The 21,449-nt window shown below is 41.0% G+C and carries 19 protein-coding genes and 1 pseudogene; 10 read left to right on the plus strand and 10 right to left on the minus strand.

Annotated features, from left to right (window positions below; genetic code table 11):
- Nucleotides 1–78: 78 nt before the first annotated feature.
- Nucleotides 79–450, plus strand: a complete 372-nt coding sequence (locus BM291_RS13855; RefSeq protein ID WP_092898431.1) for a single-stranded DNA-binding protein — start codon at nt 79–81, stop codon at nt 448–450.
- 108 nt (nt 451–558) lie between these two features.
- On the opposite strand, the gene BM291_RS13860 is transcribed toward BM291_RS13855, so the two are convergent.
- From BM291_RS13860 to BM291_RS13870, 3 genes are all read right to left on the minus strand, one after another.
- Nucleotides 559–1,791, minus strand: a complete 1,233-nt coding sequence (locus BM291_RS13860) for a cyanophycinase (RefSeq protein WP_217647323.1) — start codon at nt 1,789–1,791, stop codon at nt 559–561.
- 219 nt (nt 1,792–2,010) lie between these two features.
- Complete coding sequence (locus tag BM291_RS13865; protein WP_139229100.1) at nt 2,011–2,529, minus strand: hypothetical protein; 519 nt, start codon at nt 2,527–2,529, stop codon at nt 2,011–2,013.
- 161 nt (nt 2,530–2,690) lie between these two features.
- On the minus strand, nt 2,691–3,338 hold the full coding sequence (locus BM291_RS13870) for a hypothetical protein (RefSeq protein WP_139229101.1): 648 nt from the start codon (nt 3,336–3,338) through the stop codon (nt 2,691–2,693).
- 400 nt (nt 3,339–3,738) lie between these two features.
- On the opposite strand from BM291_RS13870, the pseudogene BM291_RS13875 reads away from it, so the two are divergent.
- Nucleotides 3,739–4,083 (plus strand): annotated as a pseudogene (locus BM291_RS13875) (single-stranded DNA-binding protein); the annotation flags it as partial.
- Between the two features lie 505 nt (nt 4,084–4,588).
- Here the strand turns inward: BM291_RS13875 and BM291_RS13880 are convergent.
- On the minus strand, nt 4,589–5,155 hold the full coding sequence (locus BM291_RS13880) for a carboxymuconolactone decarboxylase family protein (RefSeq protein ID WP_092898439.1): 567 nt from the start codon (nt 5,153–5,155) through the stop codon (nt 4,589–4,591).
- A gap of 106 nt (nt 5,156–5,261) precedes the next feature.
- A complete protein-coding gene (locus BM291_RS13885; RefSeq protein ID WP_092898441.1) occupies nt 5,262–5,825 on the minus strand; it encodes a TetR/AcrR family transcriptional regulator in 564 nt (187 codons plus the stop codon).
- Between the two features lie 227 nt (nt 5,826–6,052).
- Here BM291_RS13885 and BM291_RS13890 point away from each other — a divergent pair, with 227 nt between their 5' ends.
- Nucleotides 6,053–8,368 (plus strand): GH92 family glycosyl hydrolase, encoded by a 2,316-nt coding sequence (locus BM291_RS13890; protein WP_245786880.1) that lies wholly within the window; start codon nt 6,053–6,055, stop codon nt 8,366–8,368.
- Nucleotides 8,369–8,427: 59 nt separating this feature from the next.
- Here BM291_RS13890 and BM291_RS13895 read toward each other — a convergent pair whose 3' ends face one another.
- The 4 genes from BM291_RS13895 to BM291_RS13910 form a co-directional block, all read right to left on the minus strand.
- Complete coding sequence (locus BM291_RS13895) at nt 8,428–9,273, minus strand: glycerophosphodiester phosphodiesterase (RefSeq protein ID WP_092898443.1); 846 nt, start codon at nt 9,271–9,273, stop codon at nt 8,428–8,430.
- A gap of 618 nt (nt 9,274–9,891) precedes the next feature.
- On the minus strand, nt 9,892–11,892 hold the full coding sequence (locus BM291_RS13900; protein WP_092898445.1) for a M1 family metallopeptidase: 2,001 nt from the start codon (nt 11,890–11,892) through the stop codon (nt 9,892–9,894).
- 148 nt (nt 11,893–12,040) lie between these two features.
- Entirely contained in the window at nt 12,041–14,227 is a 2,187-nt protein-coding gene (locus BM291_RS13905; protein WP_092898447.1) for an acylase, read from the minus strand.
- 77 nt (nt 14,228–14,304) lie between these two features.
- Nucleotides 14,305–15,195: an aldo/keto reductase gene (locus tag BM291_RS13910; RefSeq protein ID WP_092898449.1), complete on the minus strand. Its 891-nt coding sequence runs from the start codon at nt 15,193–15,195 to the stop codon at nt 14,305–14,307.
- 135 nt (nt 15,196–15,330) lie between these two features.
- Here BM291_RS13910 and pfkA point away from each other — a divergent pair, with 135 nt between their 5' ends.
- The gene (pfkA, locus tag BM291_RS13915; protein ID WP_092898451.1) at nt 15,331–16,305 is read left to right on the plus strand and encodes a 6-phosphofructokinase; all 975 of its coding nucleotides are present in this window, start codon (nt 15,331–15,333) and stop codon (nt 16,303–16,305) included.
- 1 nt (nt 16,306) lies between these two features.
- Entirely contained in the window at nt 16,307–16,642 is a 336-nt protein-coding gene (locus tag BM291_RS13920) for a hypothetical protein (RefSeq protein WP_092898453.1), read from the plus strand.
- Here the strand turns inward: BM291_RS13920 and miaA are convergent.
- Nucleotides 16,630–17,538, minus strand: coding sequence for a tRNA (adenosine(37)-N6)-dimethylallyltransferase MiaA (gene miaA / locus BM291_RS13925; protein WP_092898455.1), 909 nt, complete (start codon nt 17,536–17,538; stop codon nt 16,630–16,632). The two genes, BM291_RS13920 and miaA, sit on opposite strands and share 13 nt — an antisense overlap.
- 39 nt (nt 17,539–17,577) lie before the next feature.
- Between miaA and BM291_RS13930 the strand changes: the two genes are divergently transcribed.
- From BM291_RS13930 to BM291_RS13950, 5 genes are read left to right on the plus strand one after another with little or no spacing between them, the layout of a single operon-like run.
- Complete coding sequence (locus BM291_RS13930; RefSeq protein WP_092898457.1) at nt 17,578–18,318, plus strand: response regulator; 741 nt, start codon at nt 17,578–17,580, stop codon at nt 18,316–18,318.
- Nucleotides 18,315–18,692 carry a response regulator gene (locus BM291_RS13935; RefSeq protein WP_092898459.1) on the plus strand — a complete coding sequence of 126 codons (378 nt, stop codon included), beginning with the start codon at nt 18,315–18,317 and terminating at the stop codon, nt 18,690–18,692. Before BM291_RS13930 ends, BM291_RS13935 begins: the two co-directional genes overlap by 4 nt.
- A gap of 1 nt (nt 18,693) precedes the next feature.
- Nucleotides 18,694–18,972: a hypothetical protein gene (locus BM291_RS13940; protein ID WP_092898461.1), complete on the plus strand. Its 279-nt coding sequence runs from the start codon at nt 18,694–18,696 to the stop codon at nt 18,970–18,972.
- Nucleotides 18,969–19,733, plus strand: coding sequence for an MBL fold metallo-hydrolase (locus tag BM291_RS13945; RefSeq protein WP_092898463.1), 765 nt, complete (start codon nt 18,969–18,971; stop codon nt 19,731–19,733). Before BM291_RS13940 ends, BM291_RS13945 begins: the two co-directional genes overlap by 4 nt.
- Nucleotides 19,733–21,313 (plus strand): NFACT RNA binding domain-containing protein, encoded by a 1,581-nt coding sequence (locus BM291_RS13950; protein ID WP_092898465.1) that lies wholly within the window; start codon nt 19,733–19,735, stop codon nt 21,311–21,313. Before BM291_RS13945 ends, BM291_RS13950 begins: the two co-directional genes overlap by 1 nt.
- Nucleotides 21,314–21,449 lie beyond the last annotated feature (136 nt).

Below are 21,449 nucleotides of genomic sequence, written 5' to 3' on the forward strand. Positions count from 1 at the left end.
GATCCCCCAACTTTGGATCATAAGTTTTTCCTCTGGCGAAAACGACAAACAAATTTTCTAACCAAAACAACAAACATCATGAATGCGCTAAGAAACAAAGTACAGCTAATCGGTCACCTAGGAGCCAAAGTAGAATTGAAAACCCTAGAAAGTGGCAAAATCGTGGGCAACGTAAACATCGCTACCAACGAGTCCTACAAAAATCAAAAAGGTGAGAAAATCACCGAAACTACCTGGCACAGATTGGTGATCTGGGGTAAGAATGCTGAGATCCTAGACAAGTACACCGATAAAGGATCTGAGATCGCAGTCGAGGGAAAAATCAGCAATCGAGACTATACCGATAATGATGGAGTGAAGCGCTACATCACCGAGATCGTGGTAAATGAAATACTGCTGATGGGCGAAAAAACGGCTAAATTAAATCAAGAAGCAGATCTGCCTTTTTAAGGAAATTAAGATAAAGCGGTAAAAGTCAAAAAAGGCTGGGAGTTCAGAACTTCCAGCCTTTTCCTGTAGGTAAATCAAATAGCGCATGCAAGCGATAATCTTAACTCACTAATCCGTCGTCCTATTGAATCGTTGGTTTTGCCCGTCAATAAATTGATGGGTCTTTTTATCAAAGCCAATAATTCTGCCCGAACTATCTCTTACAAAATGAAACCATAGTTCCGCGTCTGTGTCAAAAAACACATCCTTTTCGTACGCATAAATCGGAATGCGGTCAAGAACTAAATTTCGTCTGTATCCTTGAAATTTCAAGGTATCGTTCTCAATCAGCATATTATTCCAGAAGACCTTACTTTTTTCATATAAGTATTCTCCAACATACTCTTGTAACTCCTCAGTTGAAATTGCTTGTGGTTCTATAAACTTATTTAGTTGAATCCGTCGCTCTTTCAGATTGTATTTATCTCCATTTTTCAAGAGATAGAATTTATTTTCCCCAGATTCAAGCGTATCAATCTCATTGTAATAAGGCGACCAAAATGTCCGGTCGTAAATAGCCACATACTTATTGCCTATTACTTCAAATTCATTCCCCTGCACCAAAATCCCCGTGTCTTCGTCTATCCCAACACCCAATAATTCTGGCCGGATTTTCAACAACTCAAACATATCATACTGCCTATTGCGATAAAGATGATGCTGGTCAAAGGCTGTATTTGTCACAAAGCCAAAACCAACCTCAGGATCTCCCATGATCTGGTAATTCCCGTCATCACCCCTTCCGCCTCTAACCAAATAAGAACCTTGGATGGACGCGCCTGCTGAATGCCCGCCAATAATCCCACCGCGATTTAAAACGTCCTTTAATTCTGTGTACGTTTTGGTATTCAAATAGGCATCTGCCAATCGCCATTGCCTGCCGCCTTCAAGCCAAACGGCTGTGGCGGATTTCAAAGGTTCTATAAATTCATCCGTATCTGCAAACAGGGAATCTCTTGTATGCATAAATTGTACATCAATAAATCCACGCGCTTTAAAATCCCTTTCCAAAATCTTGAATTCCGGATCGTAATTAATGGAGTTCTCATCGAAAGCCGTAGGAATGACAACAAGTTTGGCCGAATCTCCACCGGCTAATTCCAAGAACACTTGCCACATGTCATCAGTCATCCCTCCTCCACCTATTAGCAAAGCCCCATTGCTAGGACCTATAGATTGGGTTTTTGAGGGGATGGTATTTGTCTCGGGATTTTGGCAAGAAATACCCAAAATCAGAAGTAATACTAATGGTAGTTTATATAAAAAATAAAGAGCTGAATTCCTGATTTTCGGTGATAGCAAAATGGATTTTTTAAGGTGGAAACTTCTCGGGTTTGGTAAGAATGGCAATTCAAAGTAGTAAAGTTTGGATTAGGAATCCATAACGGTTTAGCTAAGAAACGTGGGGATTCCGAAGTTCTTGTCTGTCCGCCGAAACCAAAGCTGGCTACGGAGCGAAAACCTTGCTGCTATTCGTTCACCCGCCATAAGCTATATGATTTGTTAGCGCTCAGGCTTTTTTTATTTTTTTCTATTCAATACTTGTCTAAAATAACGGTTCAAAAGTCCTGGGCCTTGAAACCTTTTCATAACCACTGGACTTGCTTCCAATTCAGCTTGTCTATATTCCTCTTTGTCTGAGTCGAAACTGCCGAGATAAACCATTCTGTAAATTTTGTCGTCAGGCTGTTCTTGATTAGCTTGTCGTAAAAGTTCATTTCCTTCTCTTTCTAAATCTTCATAATTCCCGTATTCGTAAGGAAAAATAGAAACTGTCCAACCTGCGATAAACTTGAATTCGGTATAGTTCTGAAATCTTTTTTTTCCGTCCTCATACATCTCTTGCAGTTTTTGTCTGAGGCTTATTCGTTCATGAAATTCTGAAGAAGCGTCCTCAATTGCTGTCCACAGGAAAAAGTAGAAGTGTTTCCAAATTTCAAAGTCTGACGGATTAGTTTGATAGAGTCGATTGTAAGATTCGAAAGCTTGGTCGAAATCTCCGCTGTCTTCTATTTCCAATATGTCCTTTATAGTTTCCAATGTTATTTTTTCAGCTTAGCGGTAACGGGATTCAGCTAAGAAACACGGGGCAGTTCGAAGCAATTTCCTGTTTGTTAAAGTATAAATTTGATCGGAAAAAAAAACTTTCTATCCCCACTGATCGCCCCATGTTTTCTTAGGTGATGTTGGCCACATTATTTTTATTTTTCGTCAAACATTAACACCATTTCATAGTAGAGGTTAATTGCTATTATTAATCGAGTCAGGCTGTTTTCTAAATCTTTGTCTGTTAAATTCTCCTCTAACATACCTGCTACAAGTCCGGGGCTCAATCCTGGAACTGCTTTAATTGCTTCCAAATATTCATTAATTATATTATTCTTGTTTTGCTTTATCAGACAATTAAGATATTTGCCCTCTGGATTTGTGCTATATGGCTCAAATTCATCATCTGATTTTGTTTGAGGCTCGTCAATAGTGATAATTTCAATGTCGTCATAACTCTCAACTGATGAAAGCGGTACCCATATTTCGTCAAAGGTTTTTGATTTCTTAATTCTTGCCAATATTTCCTTGCTATCTTTTGAAAGGAAAAAGCTTGGCGGTATGTTCATCATTTTTATGTCTTGGAGGAACGATTTGTAAGATTGTCCCAAATTTTTTCCTTTGTATTTGTTTTTCAATTCCGTTTCAAAGGTCTGGGCAGCTTCATTAAGTAATGAAATATCTTCCTTCGACATACAGTCCTTTAAATTGTCTGCATAATCTACCAAGGTCTGAGATGAACAGATTGTTGTTGTTGTTGTTGTTAAAAGAAGGAATACAAAAATTAATGCTCTAATGTTCATTTTGGTTTTTTCTTAATACTGAGGCCAACGTTTGTATATACGCAACTCCCTCTCCCCTTCTCTAAACCTACTAAACTTTTCTAAATTCTCAATCACCCTTTTGAGTGAATAAACCCACTTTATCCGATCACAAACGGATACTATCGAATACAAACGACTAGCTACCGACTTAGCGCAGACCGATCCCCCAACTTTGGATCATAAGTTTTTTGGCTAGCGAAAACGACAAACAAATTTTCTAACCAAAACAACAAACATTATGAATGCGCTAAGAAATCGAGCGAGATAAAAAAGTCCCACACTTGATAATTGTAAGTCAAGCGAGATTCTCCCGAAGAAAAATCGGGACAGGCTATATGACCGCTGAAAAACAATTATAAACAGATGAAACAAAGTACAGCTAATCGGTCACCTAGGAGCCAAAGTAGAATTGAAAACCTTAGAAAGTGGCAAAATCGTGGGCAACGTAAACATCGCTACCAACGAGTCCTACAAAAATCAAAAAGGTGAGAAAATCACCGAAACTACCTGGCACAGATTGGTGATCTGGGGTAAGAATGCTGAGATCCTAGACAAGTACACCGATAAAGGATCTGAGATCGCAGTCGAAGGAAAAATATCCAACCGTGACTACAGTGATAAAGATGGCGTAAAGCGCTATATCTCCGAAATCATTGTGAATGACTTCCTCCTAATGGGCGAAAAAACTGCGAAGATGAAAGAAGAAGCTGATCTGCCTTTTTAGAAAGGAGACGAAAAAATGATAAAGGTTGGAAGCAGGTAAGCATCCAACCCTTTTTTAGTATAAATCTCTACTGCGCCACATAGGTAGGTTATACCGATCGTGCCGTTGGTACTCGTGGAATTATTATTTCATCTCAAAACTCAGAATTGTCTTCTGGGCTTTTACTGATCTAACCCTTGCAAGAGGTGTAATATTTCGATAGGGAAGGAATGATAGGCCCCAATTATATCAAACAAAATATTTGGCTCATCATCCAAATCTTTTGCTCCGATTGTGCCATCGTCACAACCACTATCAGCCTCGAATCTAGATAAGCCAAATTCTAGTCCATATGGAAGAACCCCAGAACACGAAAGTCACGATGGCTATATATACTATACTGGGTCACAGATCAGCCAGTAAGTCAATTAGCCAGTGCCGATTTTTCCTAAGCAAAAAAACACCCCAAGAAGTATCTCTCCTCTTGGGGGCCAATCATATTCAATATACTTGCTTTACTAGAAGCTTATTTCTTCCACTCAAACTTTTCGAATGCCTTATCTACAGGAGTTTTAGCAATGTGATTTGTGTAATTACTGATTACCTTCTGGGAAAGACCAAGGATAATTTCCAATAGGTTCCTTTCAGTGTAACCTGCTTCAAAGAAATTGTTTACCTCTTCAGTTGAGATATTTCCACGGTTGCGAACTATAGTGAGCGTAGTCTCATGCAACACCTGAAGTTTTGCTGTTGGCATTTCAGTTTGATTACGCAAAGCTTCCGTGATCACATCATCTACTTTCATCATTTTGGCAATTCCCGTATGTGCAGGCACACAATAATGGCACGCGTGCTCTACGTTGATGGTCTGCCACACCACTGTTAATTCGTCATTATTAAATGATGAATCGATAAACAATTGATGGAGGGTCTGATATGCTTCCAACAAGCCTGGAGCTCCTGCCAAGACGCCATGTAAATTAGGCACATAACCATACGCTTTTTGAGACTTTTCAAGAAGAGCCTTACTGCCTTCTGGTGCTGTTTCTACACTGTGAATCTGTACTAGTTGGTTTGTTTCTGTGTTACTCATGATTTTGGTTTTTAAGTATATTAATAAATTTTATATTTCTAACCGATTGGTTAGTTTTAGGTCAAAAAAAAGGAGATGCTAGTTTCCCTTTTTTCAATTTCTATCTTCAAATGGATTTGAATACATTTTCTATGTAATTATCCAGCTGTGGTTGGGCAAAAAATCGCGTAGCAGAAGAGAGCCCTACCATGGCGATAATCAGGTAATCTGCTTGCTGATCAACTAACACTTGATCTTTTGTATCATCCCGCTTGAGAATGGAAGCAAAAGCTTCACGAACCTGACCTGTAAATTGCCCGATGACTTGCTTGATTTTCTCGTCAGCTGCATCGTTGATCTCATTGGCGGTATTGGTTACTAAACAACCCTTTCCGAAATCTGTTTCTCTAGTAAATTCTATAAAATCATAGAAATACTTTTTGATTCCAGCTATTCCCAAATCTGAGTTCTCAAGCGTATTCAGGAGGATGTTGATTTTACCCATATAGCATTTCAAACTTTCCAGAAACAAGCCATTTTTGCTTCCAAAACTGGCATAAATCGAAAATTTATTTATGCCCATTTCCTTTTCTAGCATTTGCATGGAAGTGGTCTCAAACCCATTCCGCCAAAATAGATTCATGGCTTTCTCCACCACTACCTCTTCGTTATATGCCTTCTGTCTTGCCATTGTTAAATAATATACGACAAAACTAACCGAACGTTTAGATAAATACAATTAAAACCCAAAAAAGTTTAAACCTGAAGGTTTTAAGGTAATGCATTACCCTACTCAAAAAGGCACATAGTTCCCTATGATAAACCTATGAACCGAAATCCTTTGCACAAATACCCAACACCCTAAGTTTGTTTTATGATTTTTTGAAACGTACTTAAAGTTTCAATTCAAAGACCCACATGATGATACGCCAACTCTGCCTCACATTATTCTTTTTACAGATTTCTCTCGTCGCTTTCGCCCAGACGAAAGATACCCCTGCCGATCTGGTGAATCCTTACGTGGATAGTAAAAACTCCCGCTGGTTCTTTTTCAACACAGCTACTCGACCTTTTGGAATGGTGAATCTCAGCCCTGACACGGACACTGGGGGAGCTTGGGGCTCTGGATACCGATATGAAAGTGACTCAATCAAAGGATTAAGCCACGTTCATGCTTGGCAACTTTCAGCGCTTTCGGTGCTGCCCGTTTCTGATGTGACTTTGGAAGGCGAAAGAAATTTCGCATCACCATTTTCTCATGAAACTGAAATAGTAAAGCCCGGCTATCACCAACTGATACTAGATCGCTATGGTATCAAAGTAGAACTCACCTCCACCCTGCGCACAGGTTTTCACAGATATACTTTCCCTAAGAATGGCACCCAGCAGGTCATGATTCGATTGGGCGGAATGCTCGGCCCTTCCAATATCATAGACGGTGAACTCACTCAAGTAAATAAAACCACACTTCAAGGCCACTTAATCAATGGGTCAACCATCAGAAGACCCAATGACACTCCCGTGTTTTTTGCCATTAAACTCAATAGAGAAATCTCTGAGATCAGCGGTTGGTCAGAGGATGGAGTCACCTCTACTCTATCTGAGATCAAAGGAAAAGACTCAGGTGCACTTTTAACTTTTGATTCTAACAAGGAAGAATTACTCATGAAAGTGGGAATTTCCTATGTAAGTGCAGCACAGGCCATGCTCAATCTGGATACGGAATTGGCGCATTGGGATTTTGAGAAAACAAAAAAGGAATCCTTCGATGAATGGAATAGCTATCTGGGGAGAATCAAAGTAGAAGGAGCTACAGAAAAGGACAGAAGAAGATTCTACACGGATCTCTTTCATGCGCTACAAGGCCGAAGAACGATCTCAGATGTAAATGGAAAATATGCTGACCTAACGAGCGGAACTCACCTGACCAAGCAAATCCCAGTGGATGATGCAGGCAAACCAAAATTCAGGCACTTCAATTCGGATTCGTTTTGGGGCGCTCAGTGGACAATCAATACACTTTGGCACCTAGTTTATCCTGAAATCACTGAAGAGTTTGTGAATTCAATGTTGCGTTACTACGTGGATGGTGGTTTGATCCCTAGAGGACCTTCTGGAGGAAATTATACTTACGTGATGACTGGAGCTTCGAGCACACCATTTATTGTCAGCGCATATCAGAAAGGCATTCGTGGATTTGATGTTGAACTGGCCTACGAGGGTTTGAAAAAGAATCACCGACCGGGTGGAATCATGGACAAAGCAGGCTATGAGCACAAAACCTCTCAAGGCGGAGGACTATCCTATTATTTGAAAAATGGCTATGTCCCATCGCCAAATCCAGAAGGAACTAGGTTTGGATTTCATCAGGGCGGCCCAAGTTTGACGATGGATTATGCCTATCAGGACTGGACTTTAGCACAATTAGCAAAAGCGTTAGGCGATGGAGCTGGAGAGCAGGAGTTTTTGAAAAGATCAGGGAATTACAAGAACACCTTTGATACAGAATCAGGGTGGATGCGTCCTAGAGATGCGGAAGGAAATTGGAAAACACCTTTCGATGCTTATGAATATGGCGTTGGTTTCAACGAGGCAAATGGAAGTCAAAACACCTGGTTTGTCCCGCACGATTTAGAAGGGTTGGCAGAGCTAATGGGCGGAAAAGAAAAAGCAATCGAGCGTTTGAACATCTCCTTCCAAGAAGCTGAGAAACTTGGCTTCACTTCAGGCACTTCCCATTCGCAAGAAACACATCCAGAATACCGTAGAGTCCCAATCAACTATGGTAATCAGCCCTCGATCCAGACTGCTTTCGTTTTTCACAAATTGGGAAGACCTGATCTGACTCAGTATTGGTCTAGAGCTGTAGTGAAAAGAGTTTATTCTGATTTAAGTCCTGAAAATGGATACAATGGAGATGAAGACCAAGGACTGATGGGAAGTCTTGCTGTGTTGATGAAGATAGGTTTGTTCCAAATGAATGGGGGCACTGAAGCTGACCCGGCATATCAGATTGGTAGTCCTATTTTTGATAAAATCACGATAGAGCTGAATCCAAAATACTACTCAGGCAAGGAATTCATCATCAAAGCAGAAGCGAATAACCCTTCCAATGTGTATGTAAAATCTGCTAACTGGAAGAATCAAGTTCTAGATCACCTTGAGCTTTCGCATAGCCAGATTACTGGAGGAGGAGAATTGAAATTGGAGATGAGCGATACAGGAGTGAAGTAAATTTATTATTAAAACAGGAAGTCAAGAGAGATTTTGACTTCCTGTTTCATTAACCCATACTACTCCTTCAAATTCAAATCAAACTGAGGTACAACTGGCTTTATCCCCAATTCTTCAGCTGATTTCATAAACAGGACAATGTCATTGACCAATGGGAAATCAATGCCATCAGCCAGCATTTTCTTTATTTCAGCAAGTGAATTGGCTTTGAAGTAATTCGTTTTGACACCGGCATTTTTCAGGCTTAAAAGTTGCTCGCTAGTATAAGAATCTCCCCCATCTCTTAGCTGGATAAATTCTGTCCCAGCACGCAGAGTTCCACTGACATAAGCCGCCGTTGAGTTCTGACGATCCATATTACAAATCATCATTTCAGGTACTGACTTCTGCGCTTTTCTAGCTCCTTTTAGACTAGAAGCCAGGAAAGCCTGATGGAGTCTATTTTGCTTTTTCACCAATTCTGCCACCATAGCAGGAAGTTCACCTTCTCCTTTAATATGGATATTCAGCCAGATATTGTAAGGCATGATTTCCAGTACTTCTTCCAAAGTCGGAACTCGGACACCTTCAAAATCAGTAGATTTCCAACTTCCTGCATCCAGTTTTTTGATCTCAGCCAGATTCATTCCTGAGATCTCTCCCCTTCCATCGGTAGTTCTATCGACAGTCTCATCGTGCATGACTACCATTTCCTTATCCTGACTTAGCCAAACGTCAAATTCTATCATCTGAGCCCCAGCGGAAATTGCTGCCTGGAAAGCAGGAATTGTGTTTTCGGGGTGAGTTTCCATCGCTCCTCTATGTGCACATAGTCCACTTGTAGGAAGAATTGGATTGGTATTTTGAGATAAAACATTGCCTGTTAAAAGGCAAAAAAATAGAGTTAGCTGAAAGTATGAGTTCATCTGATCAGTGGTTGAGTTACGGAGGAACCTTCAAGAAATGAATCTTGCTCGAAAATTCCCAATTCAAAAAACAAACTTACCTGCTGTGGAATTGCGCGAAGGTTCTTTCATGTTAAATCTAAGTTATTCTTCTCGTTAAAAATCATTCGTGAATTGTGTGAGTTCGCCAATAGAGATAAACTAATATTTCGCACCTTCAGAGCTATAAACTTTGACAGTCATTTTACCTAACCCTTTAGGCTAGGCTATCTTGGGCTTGCAGCCCTTTTAACTAAGCCAAGCTTCTGAAGAAGTAGGACAACTCAGAAATAAAATAAGACTTCGACTTCGCTACCAATGGCGGATTGATTTGAAGACACGAAATGCTGGTCAGTCCGAGCACCCGAGAGACGGGAGTCTAGAGGTTCGAGGACAATAACTTCAATTACTTTAAAAGAGCCTTCGACTTCCTCCCCGAAGTCAGGCGGACGCTCAGGCTAATACCGTCGTCTCTCTTTTGTAAGTTCTATACTTTCATTACTCAGTCTGACACGTTTTTTCTGTGCGAAAACGTAAGCGTCCACTGCGGTTAAACCCAAAAAAAAAATGAGGCTCTTTCGAGCCTCATTTTCATTCTATTTATCTTGGCCAAACATTGTCAGCCTTGTCTTTGTCAGGGAAACGTCCATGAGGATCAAGGGTGATTGCTTTGATTTTGCGATCACCAAAGTCCATCACTGCATCAAAAGTTCTGCTTCCATCAAACCAAACCGAAACTGGCCAGGTCACTTCAGCAGTAGTAGCATCGATCATTTCAGCGTTAGCCAATTTCTTGATTGCTGCTCCTTCTGATTCAAACTCTACTTTCAATACAATCGGCGATGGCATTTCTCCAGCCTGATGTACTTTCACAGTAGTTTTACCATTTGAAGTAGTGACATTTTGAATGGAACCCTCCACAGATTCTGTGGTAAACAACCAGTAATTCCAGAACCACTCCAGATTTTGTCCCAGCTCATTATTCATAAAGAACATGTAATCCCAAGGCGATGGATGCTTGAATGTCCAAGCCGCAGTGTACTTTTTCATCGCATTGATCACAGCCTCATCACCTACGATTCCACCCAGCATGGATAGCATCAACGGAGTTTTAGAATAAGTTTGGAATCCATACATGTTACCTGCATCATTGGCACTCCACATCATTGGCGCTTCATCTTCCATGCCAGAGATACGTCCATAGCTTTGACCCAAACCATCTAGATTATAATCTACTCCTCGGCTATCTGCAGCAGAAAGGATGTTCATGTATTGGTTGAATCCTTCATCCATCCAGCCGTAGCGAGTTTCATTCGTACCCACCATCATCGGCCACCACTGATGCGCTGCCTCATGATCCGCTGCACCTTGATTGGAGTTGATTACCATAGGATACTCCATCCCAGCACTCGGCCCGTCTTGTAGGGTTAGTTGTGGAAAAGGATACGGTGCCCAAAGTTTGGAATAAAACTCCAATGCATGTTTGGTGTTTTCACCAGCCTTTTCAAAAAACTGAGCTCTCTCAGGGATGAATACCATGTAAATTGGTACTGGACCTTTGCCAGGAATATCCGCTTTGGTAGCCTTCCAGATAAATCTATCTGAAGTAGCCCAAGCAAAATCATTTACTTTATCAGCCACAAAGCGCCAAGTCAGTTGATCTCCAGCTTTCGTTGCTTTTCCAGGACCTTTTTCATCTTCGCCTACCAGAGTAACTTCTCCATCAGAGTCAAGAACTTTAGCAAAACGCTCAGCCACTGAAGGGGTCAAAACTTCCGTTGGGTTTTGCAAAACACCTGTTCCTGTTACTATCCAGCCTGCAGGCACAGTAAGTGAAACATCAAATTTCCCGAAATTATTATGAAACTCCGCTGGACCTAGATAAAGGCTGGTTTCCCATCCTCTTAGATCGTCAAACTTCGCCAATCTTGGGAACCACTGCGTAGGCTGAAATAAGGTGCTGTCAAAACGCTGAGTCATTCTATGACCTCTGCCATTGTCACCACCAGGCAATTTGGTATGCCAGTCGATTTCTACTTCAGCTGTTGTTCCTGCTTTAATTGGATTTACCAATGTGATTGTTGCCACAGTGCTTTGCAAACCTCTAACGGTTAATTTCGGAGCTGCCGCCGGTTCATTTCTTCTTCGCTGAATAGGAGGAGCATTTAAATCCACCGATTCACCAGCTACTTTTATAGACGTGACGATCATTCCCTCGGTATTTTCCGCAGGAACAGAGCTTCCACGAGGAACATCTCCGCGGAAAACATTATGATCCAATCGAAGGACTATGGAAGTCATGTCCTCTTTGCTATTGTTATGCACCAGGATTTTTTCAGATCCGGTGATCGTCTGCGTAGATGGATCCAAGGTAGCTTTGATCGTGAAATCTGTTTCTAGCTGCCAATAGTTTGCACCTGGCTTGCCAGAAAAATCCCTAGATCCTTCATCGAAAGCCTTACGAATTGAATTCGTCATCGGCACATCTTGGCGGATCACGCGAGAGTCCGTTTCAACGGACGAACGTAGCGGTTTGGTAGTATTTTGCTGCGCAAAAGCTACAGAAGAGCTAAGGCACAGGAAAAAGAGTATTTTTCTCATAAGCTTTGGTGGGTTTTATTCAAGTTGGAAAACTAAGTTAAAAATCTAATAACACGCTTAATAAATGAGTATGAACGGGTCATGGAATTGATATAATGACTATTTTTTGACGCTCTGTACTTCTTATAATTTTTACTTTTCACAAAATCTACTTCCTTTTCCCCGGCACATACCTCTCTGCTACCCTAGCCTCCACGTCTTCCCGGTAAAAAGCGACATCTTTGAAATTACCATCGACATAGTCCTGAGTTTGATCGTAGAAATGCGGAGAATTTGGATCTGCATTCTGGCCACCTGCAAGAATAGATTTTGCTTTTACTCTCTCACCAAATTCCACCACTGCCACAAAACTATTGCCTCTGTATCCATATAATCTCTTCGTTCCAGGATAGGTTTTCGCACCAAAAGCAGCCAAAGCCCCCCAGGTTCCAGAAGCCATTCCCACTGGAGTGTAGTCTTTCGCATCATCAAATGGCATATCGATTTCACCTGTTAATCGCTGGAATCTATTGATCTCAGACCAAGGCGTATTCCAAGTGCCAAAATCGGCATTCATCTGATCCAGTGTTTTACCAAAAGTGGCAAGAAGCTCTGTAGGTGAAGGGTTTGGTATCTTCGTGTTTTCGTTGCTATTGAAGGAAATAAAGTTATTGATACTGCCATGATTTCTCATGAAATTCATCCCAAAGAAATGTGCCAATGACATAGCCACAGATTCTTTGGAGGTGCGGTAATCCCAAGCTTCCAACACTTTCATCGCCTCAGTGAACTGTGGATCTGCGATTCCTTTCTTCTCGTATGCTTTCAAAAGCATAGGGATTAAATGCTCCATTGCTGGCAAATAAGGATCATAAGCCATTTCGATCATGCTATCTATAGTCAAGCCCGAAGCTTCCTTCAGTACTTTCACGGCATGAATGCCACGGAAATTCTCCTCATCAGGTGCCATGTAAAATGGATAATCTTCACGTTTTGGGCTAAACTCCGCCGCCGCAGTGTAAGGCGTAGAATTACAATTCTGAATCCAACCCGTACCTGGATTGACGATCATGATACTTTCATCCACGGTATGTAATCCCTGCCAATCAGACTTGGGATCTGAGCCATCTACAGGTTCGGAGAAGTCAAAACCTTCATTTCTTTTTGGGATAAAATTGCCATGGAAATAAGCGATGTTTCCATCTGCATCTGCGAAAACAGTATTGTTCGAAGAGTTCGTTCGGATATCCATCATCTTCTTAAACTCGGCATGATTACTCAGCTTCGTCCGCGTGAAACTTTGAGTCAATGCATTCACAGGATCCCAATTGATCTTAGTCGCCACCCAATCATCGCCAACCTTATGCGTGATCGGACCGTGATGAGTTCTGTAAAAAGTGAATGGCTTTTCCTTCATTTCTGCGCCAGACTTATATTTCAAAGAAACCTGAAACTCTTCCACTGCACGTGTTTCATCACCGTATTGGTATTGATATTTCCCATCTTTCTCAGAAACTTCCTCTACAAACTCATCAATGAAATCCACTTGGGTAGAAGTATGCATCCAGCCGGTTTTCTCATTGAAACCTTGATAGACGAAAAATTGCCCCCAAGTCACCGCGCCATAAGCGTTCAATCCTTCTTCACTTACCACATGAACTTCCGGTCTGAAATAGAATGAAGTATGTGGATTGATCAGCAAAATGGCATTACCTGAAGCGGTCATTTTACCATTTACGGCGATTCCGTTAGACCCTTTCGGCTCATCCAACAACGCCTCACGCTCAATTTCATCTTCATATAAAGCCATTACATCTGGCTCTTTCTCTGCATAAAAAGCCTGAATCCCTCTTGTAGGAATCTGCTCAATATCTCCGCCGATAGATCCTTCGCTGAAAAACATCGGCATCCACGGTTCATATTTCGTGATTACCTGAGGCTTCACCTCTGGATGCGTAGCTAGGTAATAATTTACCCCATCGGCAAAAGCCAAACAAAGTTCCTTCAGCCAATCTGGAGCAGTTTCATAAGCAGCTTTTGCCTCGGCTTCGGTCATGTAGAGATTTGCACGCAGGTCACTGTAAATAGCACCCTGTCCTTCCAATTCAGCCAGACGGCCAGTAGCCCAAATGTAATTGCGCTCCACTCTTCTGAAATCATCTTCGCACTGGGCAAACAGCAATCCGAAAACCGCATCCGCATCGCTTTTCCCATAAATATGAGGAACTCCAAAATCATCTCTAATAATCTCTACTCTACTGGCGGTGTCTTCCCAGCGTTCTGCTTCGCTAAGTTCTTTAGGTTCGCAAGACCAGATTAAAACCGGTAATAGAAAAAGTAACAGTCTAAAGTTCATACTTGGGTAATTTATAGGGCTGGATAAAATCAATTCTACCAAAATAGACTATTTGAAGAGTATAGGCAATTGGAATTTTATCTATGCTGCTTGTAATAGTTTAGCGGTATTTTAGTAGCCAATTCCCTGATCAGCTCATCCGAAATCATTTCGTGCTGCTTATATGCAAAAATCATCTTTTCAACTTGCTCTACAGAACTTGCCCCGATCACTAAGGAACCTACTGCTGGCTGAAGCAAACCAAATCGAATTAAAAAAGCCTCAGGGAGCAAACCAGAATCTGCGATCAACTCACGGATTTCTATTACTTCTGCTGCAGTGTATTCCAGAAATGGCTCTGCGGATTTATGGATCAAAAGTCCTTTGGCCAAAGTTCCTCGAACTAATACTCTGGCGTCAGATTCAGCGATCAAAGGAAAGGCTGTTTCCTCAGGTCTGCGATCCAAAGGATTGTACTGCATCATAATGGTAGCAGGAGAACTCATTCCCAGTACTTTCCTGATCACATTTGGGCGAATGGAGGAAATCCCAAACGCCCGGATTTTGCCTTGGCTTTTCAGAATTTCAAATGCTTCCAGCGTTTCCTCCCATGGATCTTCCAGCGTGCCGCCATGGAGTTGGTAAATATCAATGTAATCAGTTTGCAGACGCTTCAGGCTTTCTTCCACAGCTTTTAGAATATAGGCTTTACTTGGATTCCAATCCCAGCCACTTCCATCTGCACGTAGCTGATTCCCCACCTTCGTTGCTAGGATAACATCTTTTCGTCTATCCTTAATAGCTGCTCCAACAATCTCTTCATTCAGGCCTTTTTGGTACAAATCGGCTGTATCCAAAAAATCAATTCCTCCGGCAATAGCTTTATCAATGATCTTCTGATCTTCTTTTAAATTGCCTTTCAGCGACATGCAACCCAACGCAATTGGACTTATTGTAAAATCTGAAGCAGGTACTTTTCTCTTTTCCATCCTTACAAATTCAGGTTTTTAGTGCTGGAATTCAAGCGCTTTTCCAAAAGAGGATTTATTAAAAGTTTAATAATTTGAGAAACTGAAAGCATTCTTTCTTTAATCCCTATTTTTGGGATCTTAAACCTATGAGCAATGAAAAAAATAGCAGTTTTTACTTCTGGAGGAGATAGTCCTGGCATGAATGCTTGCGTAAGAGCAGTTGTTCGTACCGCTATTTTCAAAGGACTAGAAGTATATGGCATATACCGGGGATACGAAGGCATGATCGATGGAGAGATCAAGCGCCTGCAATCACATTCGGTTAGTAATATAGTACAGCGTGGCGGAACCGTTTTGAAGTCTGCGAGATCGATGGAGTTCAAAACTCCTGAGGGCAGAAAGAAGGCTTACGATAATCTTATCGCTCATGGCATCGAAGGCTTGGTGGCGATAGGTGGTGACGGCACTTTCACTGGAGCCAAGCTGTTTTTTGAAGAATATGGTATTCCTACCATCGGTTGCCCAGGAACTATAGACAATGACTTGTATGGCACTGATTATACCATTGGTTTTGACACAGCTGTAAATACTGCTTTGGAAGCGATCGATAAAATCCGTGATACGGCTGCCGCACATGATAGAATTTTCTTTATCGAAGTAATGGGAAGAGATGCTGGATTTATCGCTGTAGAATCGGGTATTGGCGGAGGAGCTGAATTTGTGATGGTTCCAGAGACCAAAACAAACTTGGACGATGTCGTGAAGTCTCTGAAAAATCTTAGAAAAACAAAATCTTCAAGCATTATAGTAGTGGCTGAAGGTGATGAAGCTGGGAATGCTCAAACCGTCATGGAAAAAGTAAAAGCCAAGCTGAATGATCCTACTAAAGACTTTAAAGTAACTACACTTGGACATATTCAGCGAGGAGGAAATCCTACTGCGCGTGATCGTGTATTAGCTAGCCGATGTGGAATGTCTGCGGTAGAAGGATTACTCGCAGGGCATCAGTTTCACATGGCTGGAGTCGTCAATCAACAAGTGGTCTTCACTCCATTCGCTGATTGTATTGGCAAGACGAAGCATTTGATCGAAGATCACCTTAAATTAATGAAAATCTTGAGTATATAAGATGGGTTTTATACCACTATTTATCATGCTGGGAGGCGGAGGCCTCCTATTTTTCCTTACTGTGAAAAATGCATTGCAGCGCAAACTCAATCTTCAGAAAGAGTTGCTATTCAAATTGAATTCCTTGAATCCAGCCTTAGGCATATTGGTAGAAGACTCGTCTGACCCTGACTTGCTTATAGCTGCGCTAAAAGGGAAGCAACTTGAAAAAGGTATCACTGAAAAAGCACTGAAAATCATTAGAGAACTAAAGGTCAACCGCATTCAATACAATGCCTTGATTAAAAAAGCGCCCTATAACTGGGTTGGGAAAATCGCAAGTTTTCAAGCGATTTGATCTTGAATATAAGCTAAGATTTCAGCCTGCTTTTCTGGAGAGAACCACTTGATAGATTCATCCTTCTTGAACCATGTCATCTGGCGCTTGGCGTAGCGCCTGGAGTTTCTCTTGAGCAAGCGGATAGCTTCTTCTTTGTCATATTTACCTTCCAGATACCCGAATATCTCAGAGTACCCGACAGTCTGTAGCGCATTTAGATTTCTTTTCCCAAAAAGGCTATCTGCTTCATCAAACAAACCAGTAGCAATCATCTGATCCATTCTGAGATCAATCCTCCCGTACAATTCTTCTCGGTCTCTTTCCAAGCCGATTTTGATCACCTTAAAAGGTCTCTCTTTTTTTGATTTCACTCGGAAAGAGCTAAACTTCTTACCTGTGCCTCTCCATATTTCCAGTGCCCTCATCAGTCGTTGAGGATTTTTTTGATCCACTATTGCGAAGTATTCCGGGTCATTCTTAGCCACTCCTTCCTGCAAAAACGCTAAGCCTTTTTGCTCATACTCCTGAATTATTGTAGCTCGTATTTCTGGCGCAATCTCCGGCATTTCATCCATGCCATTCACAATCGCATCTGCAAATAGTCCAGAGCCACCAGTCATAATCACCACCTGATGATGCTCATATAATTCATCCAGCAAAGCCAATGCTTCGCTCTCAAACTTCCGAACATCATATTCCTCTTCTATAGACAGGCTGTTGATGAAATGATGCGGTACTTGCTTCAATTCATCAGAGCTAGGCTTGGCAGTTCCGAGATTCATTTCCCGGTAAAACTGCCTGCTATCGCAGGATACAATTTCAGTCTTGAAATTTTTGGCTAGATTTAGACACAAATCGGTTTTGCCGACTGCCGTGGGGCCCACCACTAAGATCAAATAGGATTGATTTGACAAAATGAGTTAATAATTTAGCTGAGACTCCAAAGTAAAGTAATGAAAAGCAAAAAGGTCTTGATTGTAGAGAATAATGACTTGACTCGAACATTGTTTGAAAATCTAATCGGCCAGCTTTTTAGCTTTGAATCTGTTAAAAACGGCATAGATGCAGTGGAAAGAGCTTCCAAAGAAAAGTTTGATCTGATTCTCATGGATATTCAAATGCCTTCTATGGATGGCATTACTGCAGCAAAAATAATATGGAAACAATCAACATACCAATGTAAGATCATAGCTCTTTCTACCTATTCAGCGGAATCTGCTAAAAGTTGTCTACTAGAAATGGGGTTTGATGATTTTATTCCGAAACCAATCCGTCCCAAGGAGTTTTTGGAAGTAATCACTGCAAAGCTCAACTCCAAAATAGAAAATACTCAAGCCACTGATGGAAATCTAATCTTAGACAAAGAAGTGCTTTTACAACTCCTGAAATATAATTCTACAGATAACATCAAGTCTATTTATGGTGATCTTCTGGCAGAATTTGATGAATTAATGGAGCAAGTAGATTCTGCTTTCAAGGAAAAAGACCAACAAACAGTAATTGAAAATTTACACACTATAAAGGGCAATTCAGGCACTTTAGGTGCGAATGCTATATTTGTTTTATCTACAGATGCCGATAGAATGGCTAGATCTCAAGATTGGGATTCATTAGAAAAAGCATTGATAAAACTTAGAAAAGAGCGCAAAATTTTAGAGAAATATATCAAAGAAGAAACTACTTTTAAGCTATGAGTAACTCAAAAAATATTTTAGTCGGTGAGGATAGTTCTGTTATTCTCAATCTAACTAAAAGCATCCTCGCATTTGAAAACTATCAAATGAAGGCTGCGAAAAATGGAAAGCAAGTATTAGAAATGTTAGAAAAAGAGGAGTTCGATCTTATTCTTATGGACTTAAACATGCCAGTAATGGATGGAGCTAGCTGTACCAAAATGATTAGAGAATTGGCTGACCCCATCAAATCGAAGCTTCCAATCATTGCTATTTCCGGAAATATGAATAACTATACGATGGATGAATTCAGGAAATTAGGATTTGATGATTTCATACAAAAACCACTCGATTACGATAAATTACTTGCTACCGTAAAAAAAATCCTCGGCTAAAATGGTAATAAAACACACGAAGCACTTTTTGGATAAACTTGAAAATCTATTCGCCTCATCAGAATACATGCTGCGCTACGAAAAGGGTAATTTCAAATCAGGCTACTGTGTGTTGAATGACGCCAAAATCGTCATCGTAAATAAATACTTTCCCCTTGAAGGAAAAATCAACGCACTGATAGATATTCTGATTGAGCTGAATATGGACCCAGCTGATTTCAAGGACAAAGCGAATCATGACTTCCTCACAGAGTTGAGGCAAACCCAATTGAAATTTTGAAAGTTACTTTTTTAGGAACCGGTACTTCCCAAGGCGTTCCTGTGATAGGTTGCGAATGCAATGTCTGCAAATCATTGGATTTTCGGGATAAAAGATTTCGATCTTCCGTTCATCTTCAAATAGGCAAGCTCAGCCTTGTAATTGACACAGGTCCAGATTTTCGCAGTCAAATACTTAGAGCAGGAATCACTACCCTGGACGCTGTACTTTTCACCCACGAGCATAAGGATCACACCGCTGGGTTGGATGATATTCGTCCATTTAATTTCAAGCAACAAAAAGACATGCCTGTTTTCGGAAAGTTGCAAGTCCTGGAGCAAATCAAGCGTGAGTTCGCCTATATTTTCAGCGGAAAAAGATATCCTGGAATCCCTCAAGTGGAGACTATTGAGATCGATGAGAAACCATTTACAATTGAGGGGATTACCATCACTCCTATTCCAGTTTTGCATTATAAGTTACCCATATTCGGGTTTCGAATTGGTGATTTCACTTATATCACGGATGCCAATTACATCTCAGATGAATCACTAAAACTAATCGAAGGCACAGAAATATTGGTATTAAATGCACTGCAAAAAGATCCCCATATTTCACATTTCACCTTAGATGAAGCAGTAGCTATGGCGCAAAAAATCGGCGCTAAAGAAACGTATTTCACCCACATTTCTCATCGACTAGGTCTTCAAGATGCAATTGATCAAGAATTACCTCAAGGAATAGCCTTGGCCTACGACGGGCTTCAGCTAACTTTGGACTAATGCATCTTAATTATCATTTCCTGCAATACCTCTGCCCTGAGTTGGAAAAAGCTTTCCTGGGTAAAAAAATCATCGCCTGTTTTTCACAGAACAAAGATGAATTGATTCTGGAGACCGAAGACGCTGAGGAATCACGGTTTATCCGCGCACATTTTCTCCCACCTCAGATATACCTTTCTTTCCCAGATAGTTTCCCACGAGCCAAGAGAAATAGCATTGATCTATTCAAAGAACTGATCGGAGAAGAGATCATTGGATGTAATGTTCTAAGCTTTGAACGCGCATTTTATTTCTCCTTCCGTTCGGGAAAAACCCTCTTGTTTAAGCTTCACGCAAATAGAAGCAATGTACTTCTCTATGAAAAAGACGCTGCGATACCGACTAAGCTATTTAGAAATGGAATTGTAGAAGACCGGGATTTAGACTGGAAATCTTTGAACAAAAGCTATGATTTGAGCTGGGAAAGCTTCGAAAAACTAGAAGGAAATGCATCTCAGTTCTTACCCACTTTGGGAGCTATTCCTAGAAACTGGCTGAAAGGAAGAGGCTATCCCGACGCAATCCTTACTTCCAAATGGGAGCTTATGCAGGAGCTTCTAGAGATGCTGGAGACTCCACTCTTTTCACTTGTGGAAAAAAACGGAGAAATCCACTTGAGTCTACTACCTGAGGATAATCCTGTCAAAAGCTTCTCTAATCCCATTCAAGCCGTCAATGAGCTTTTTTATCTGGCACTTGTCCGTGGGAATTTTGAAAAGGATAAAAACACCATGCTCAAGAAGTATCAGGAGCAGCTCAAGCGAACCAAATCCTATATAGAGAAATCCACACAAAAACTGGAAGAACTCCGCAACTCACCACCTCCCTCAAAGTTGGCCGATGTGATCATGGCTAATCTTCATGAATTTCAAGGAGGAAAATTGGAAGTGGAATTACTGGATTTTTATTCTGGAGAAACTGTCCTAGTGAAGCTTAAGCCAAATCAAAAACCGCAAGATCATGCAGCTTCTCTTTACAGAAAAAGTAAGAATAGAAAACTAGAATGGGGACAACTGGATAAGACAATTGCTGCAAAAATCAATCAAGCAGAACTACTCGAATCTAAAATTGAAGAACTGAATGCAATCGAAGATTTCAGAGCACTAAAAAGCTACAAGAAATCTCATGGTGAAGACAAGGTCTTACAAAAAGATGCTGTGGTATTACCCTTCAAAACGTTTGAATTTGAGGGATTCCCTATTTGGGTCGGAAAGTCTGCCCAATCAAACGACGATATGCTTCGCGGCTACACTAAGAAAGATGATATCTGGCTGCACGCTCGGATGGTTCCCGGTTCACATGTCCTTATTAAGACTTCGGGCCTTAAAAGTATCCCTATGTCCGTCCTCGAGACGGCTGCTTCTCTGGCTGCTTTCTACTCAAAAAACAAAAACGAATCCCTCGCTCCTGTGATCCATACTGAAGCAAAGTATGTCAGAAAAGTAAAAGGCTCACCAGCAGGATCTGTGATGGTAGAAAAAGAAAAGGTTTTGATGGTAACTCCTAGAGGGCCTGAGGAGATTTTTGGAAAGGGAGATTAAGCTTAGTCATCGGCGATCAGTTGTAGTGATCAGTATTAAACTCTGAGGCAGAGAAAACCTCGAAGGTCTTTTTAAATGCATTGACTCTTAATTCGCTTCTAGCGAACAGCTAAAAAAAAAGAGTCCCGAAATATTT

The sequence above is a fragment of the Algoriphagus aquimarinus genome (assembly GCF_900112005.1).
GTDB lineage: Bacteria > Bacteroidota > Bacteroidia > Cytophagales > Cyclobacteriaceae > Algoriphagus > Algoriphagus aquimarinus.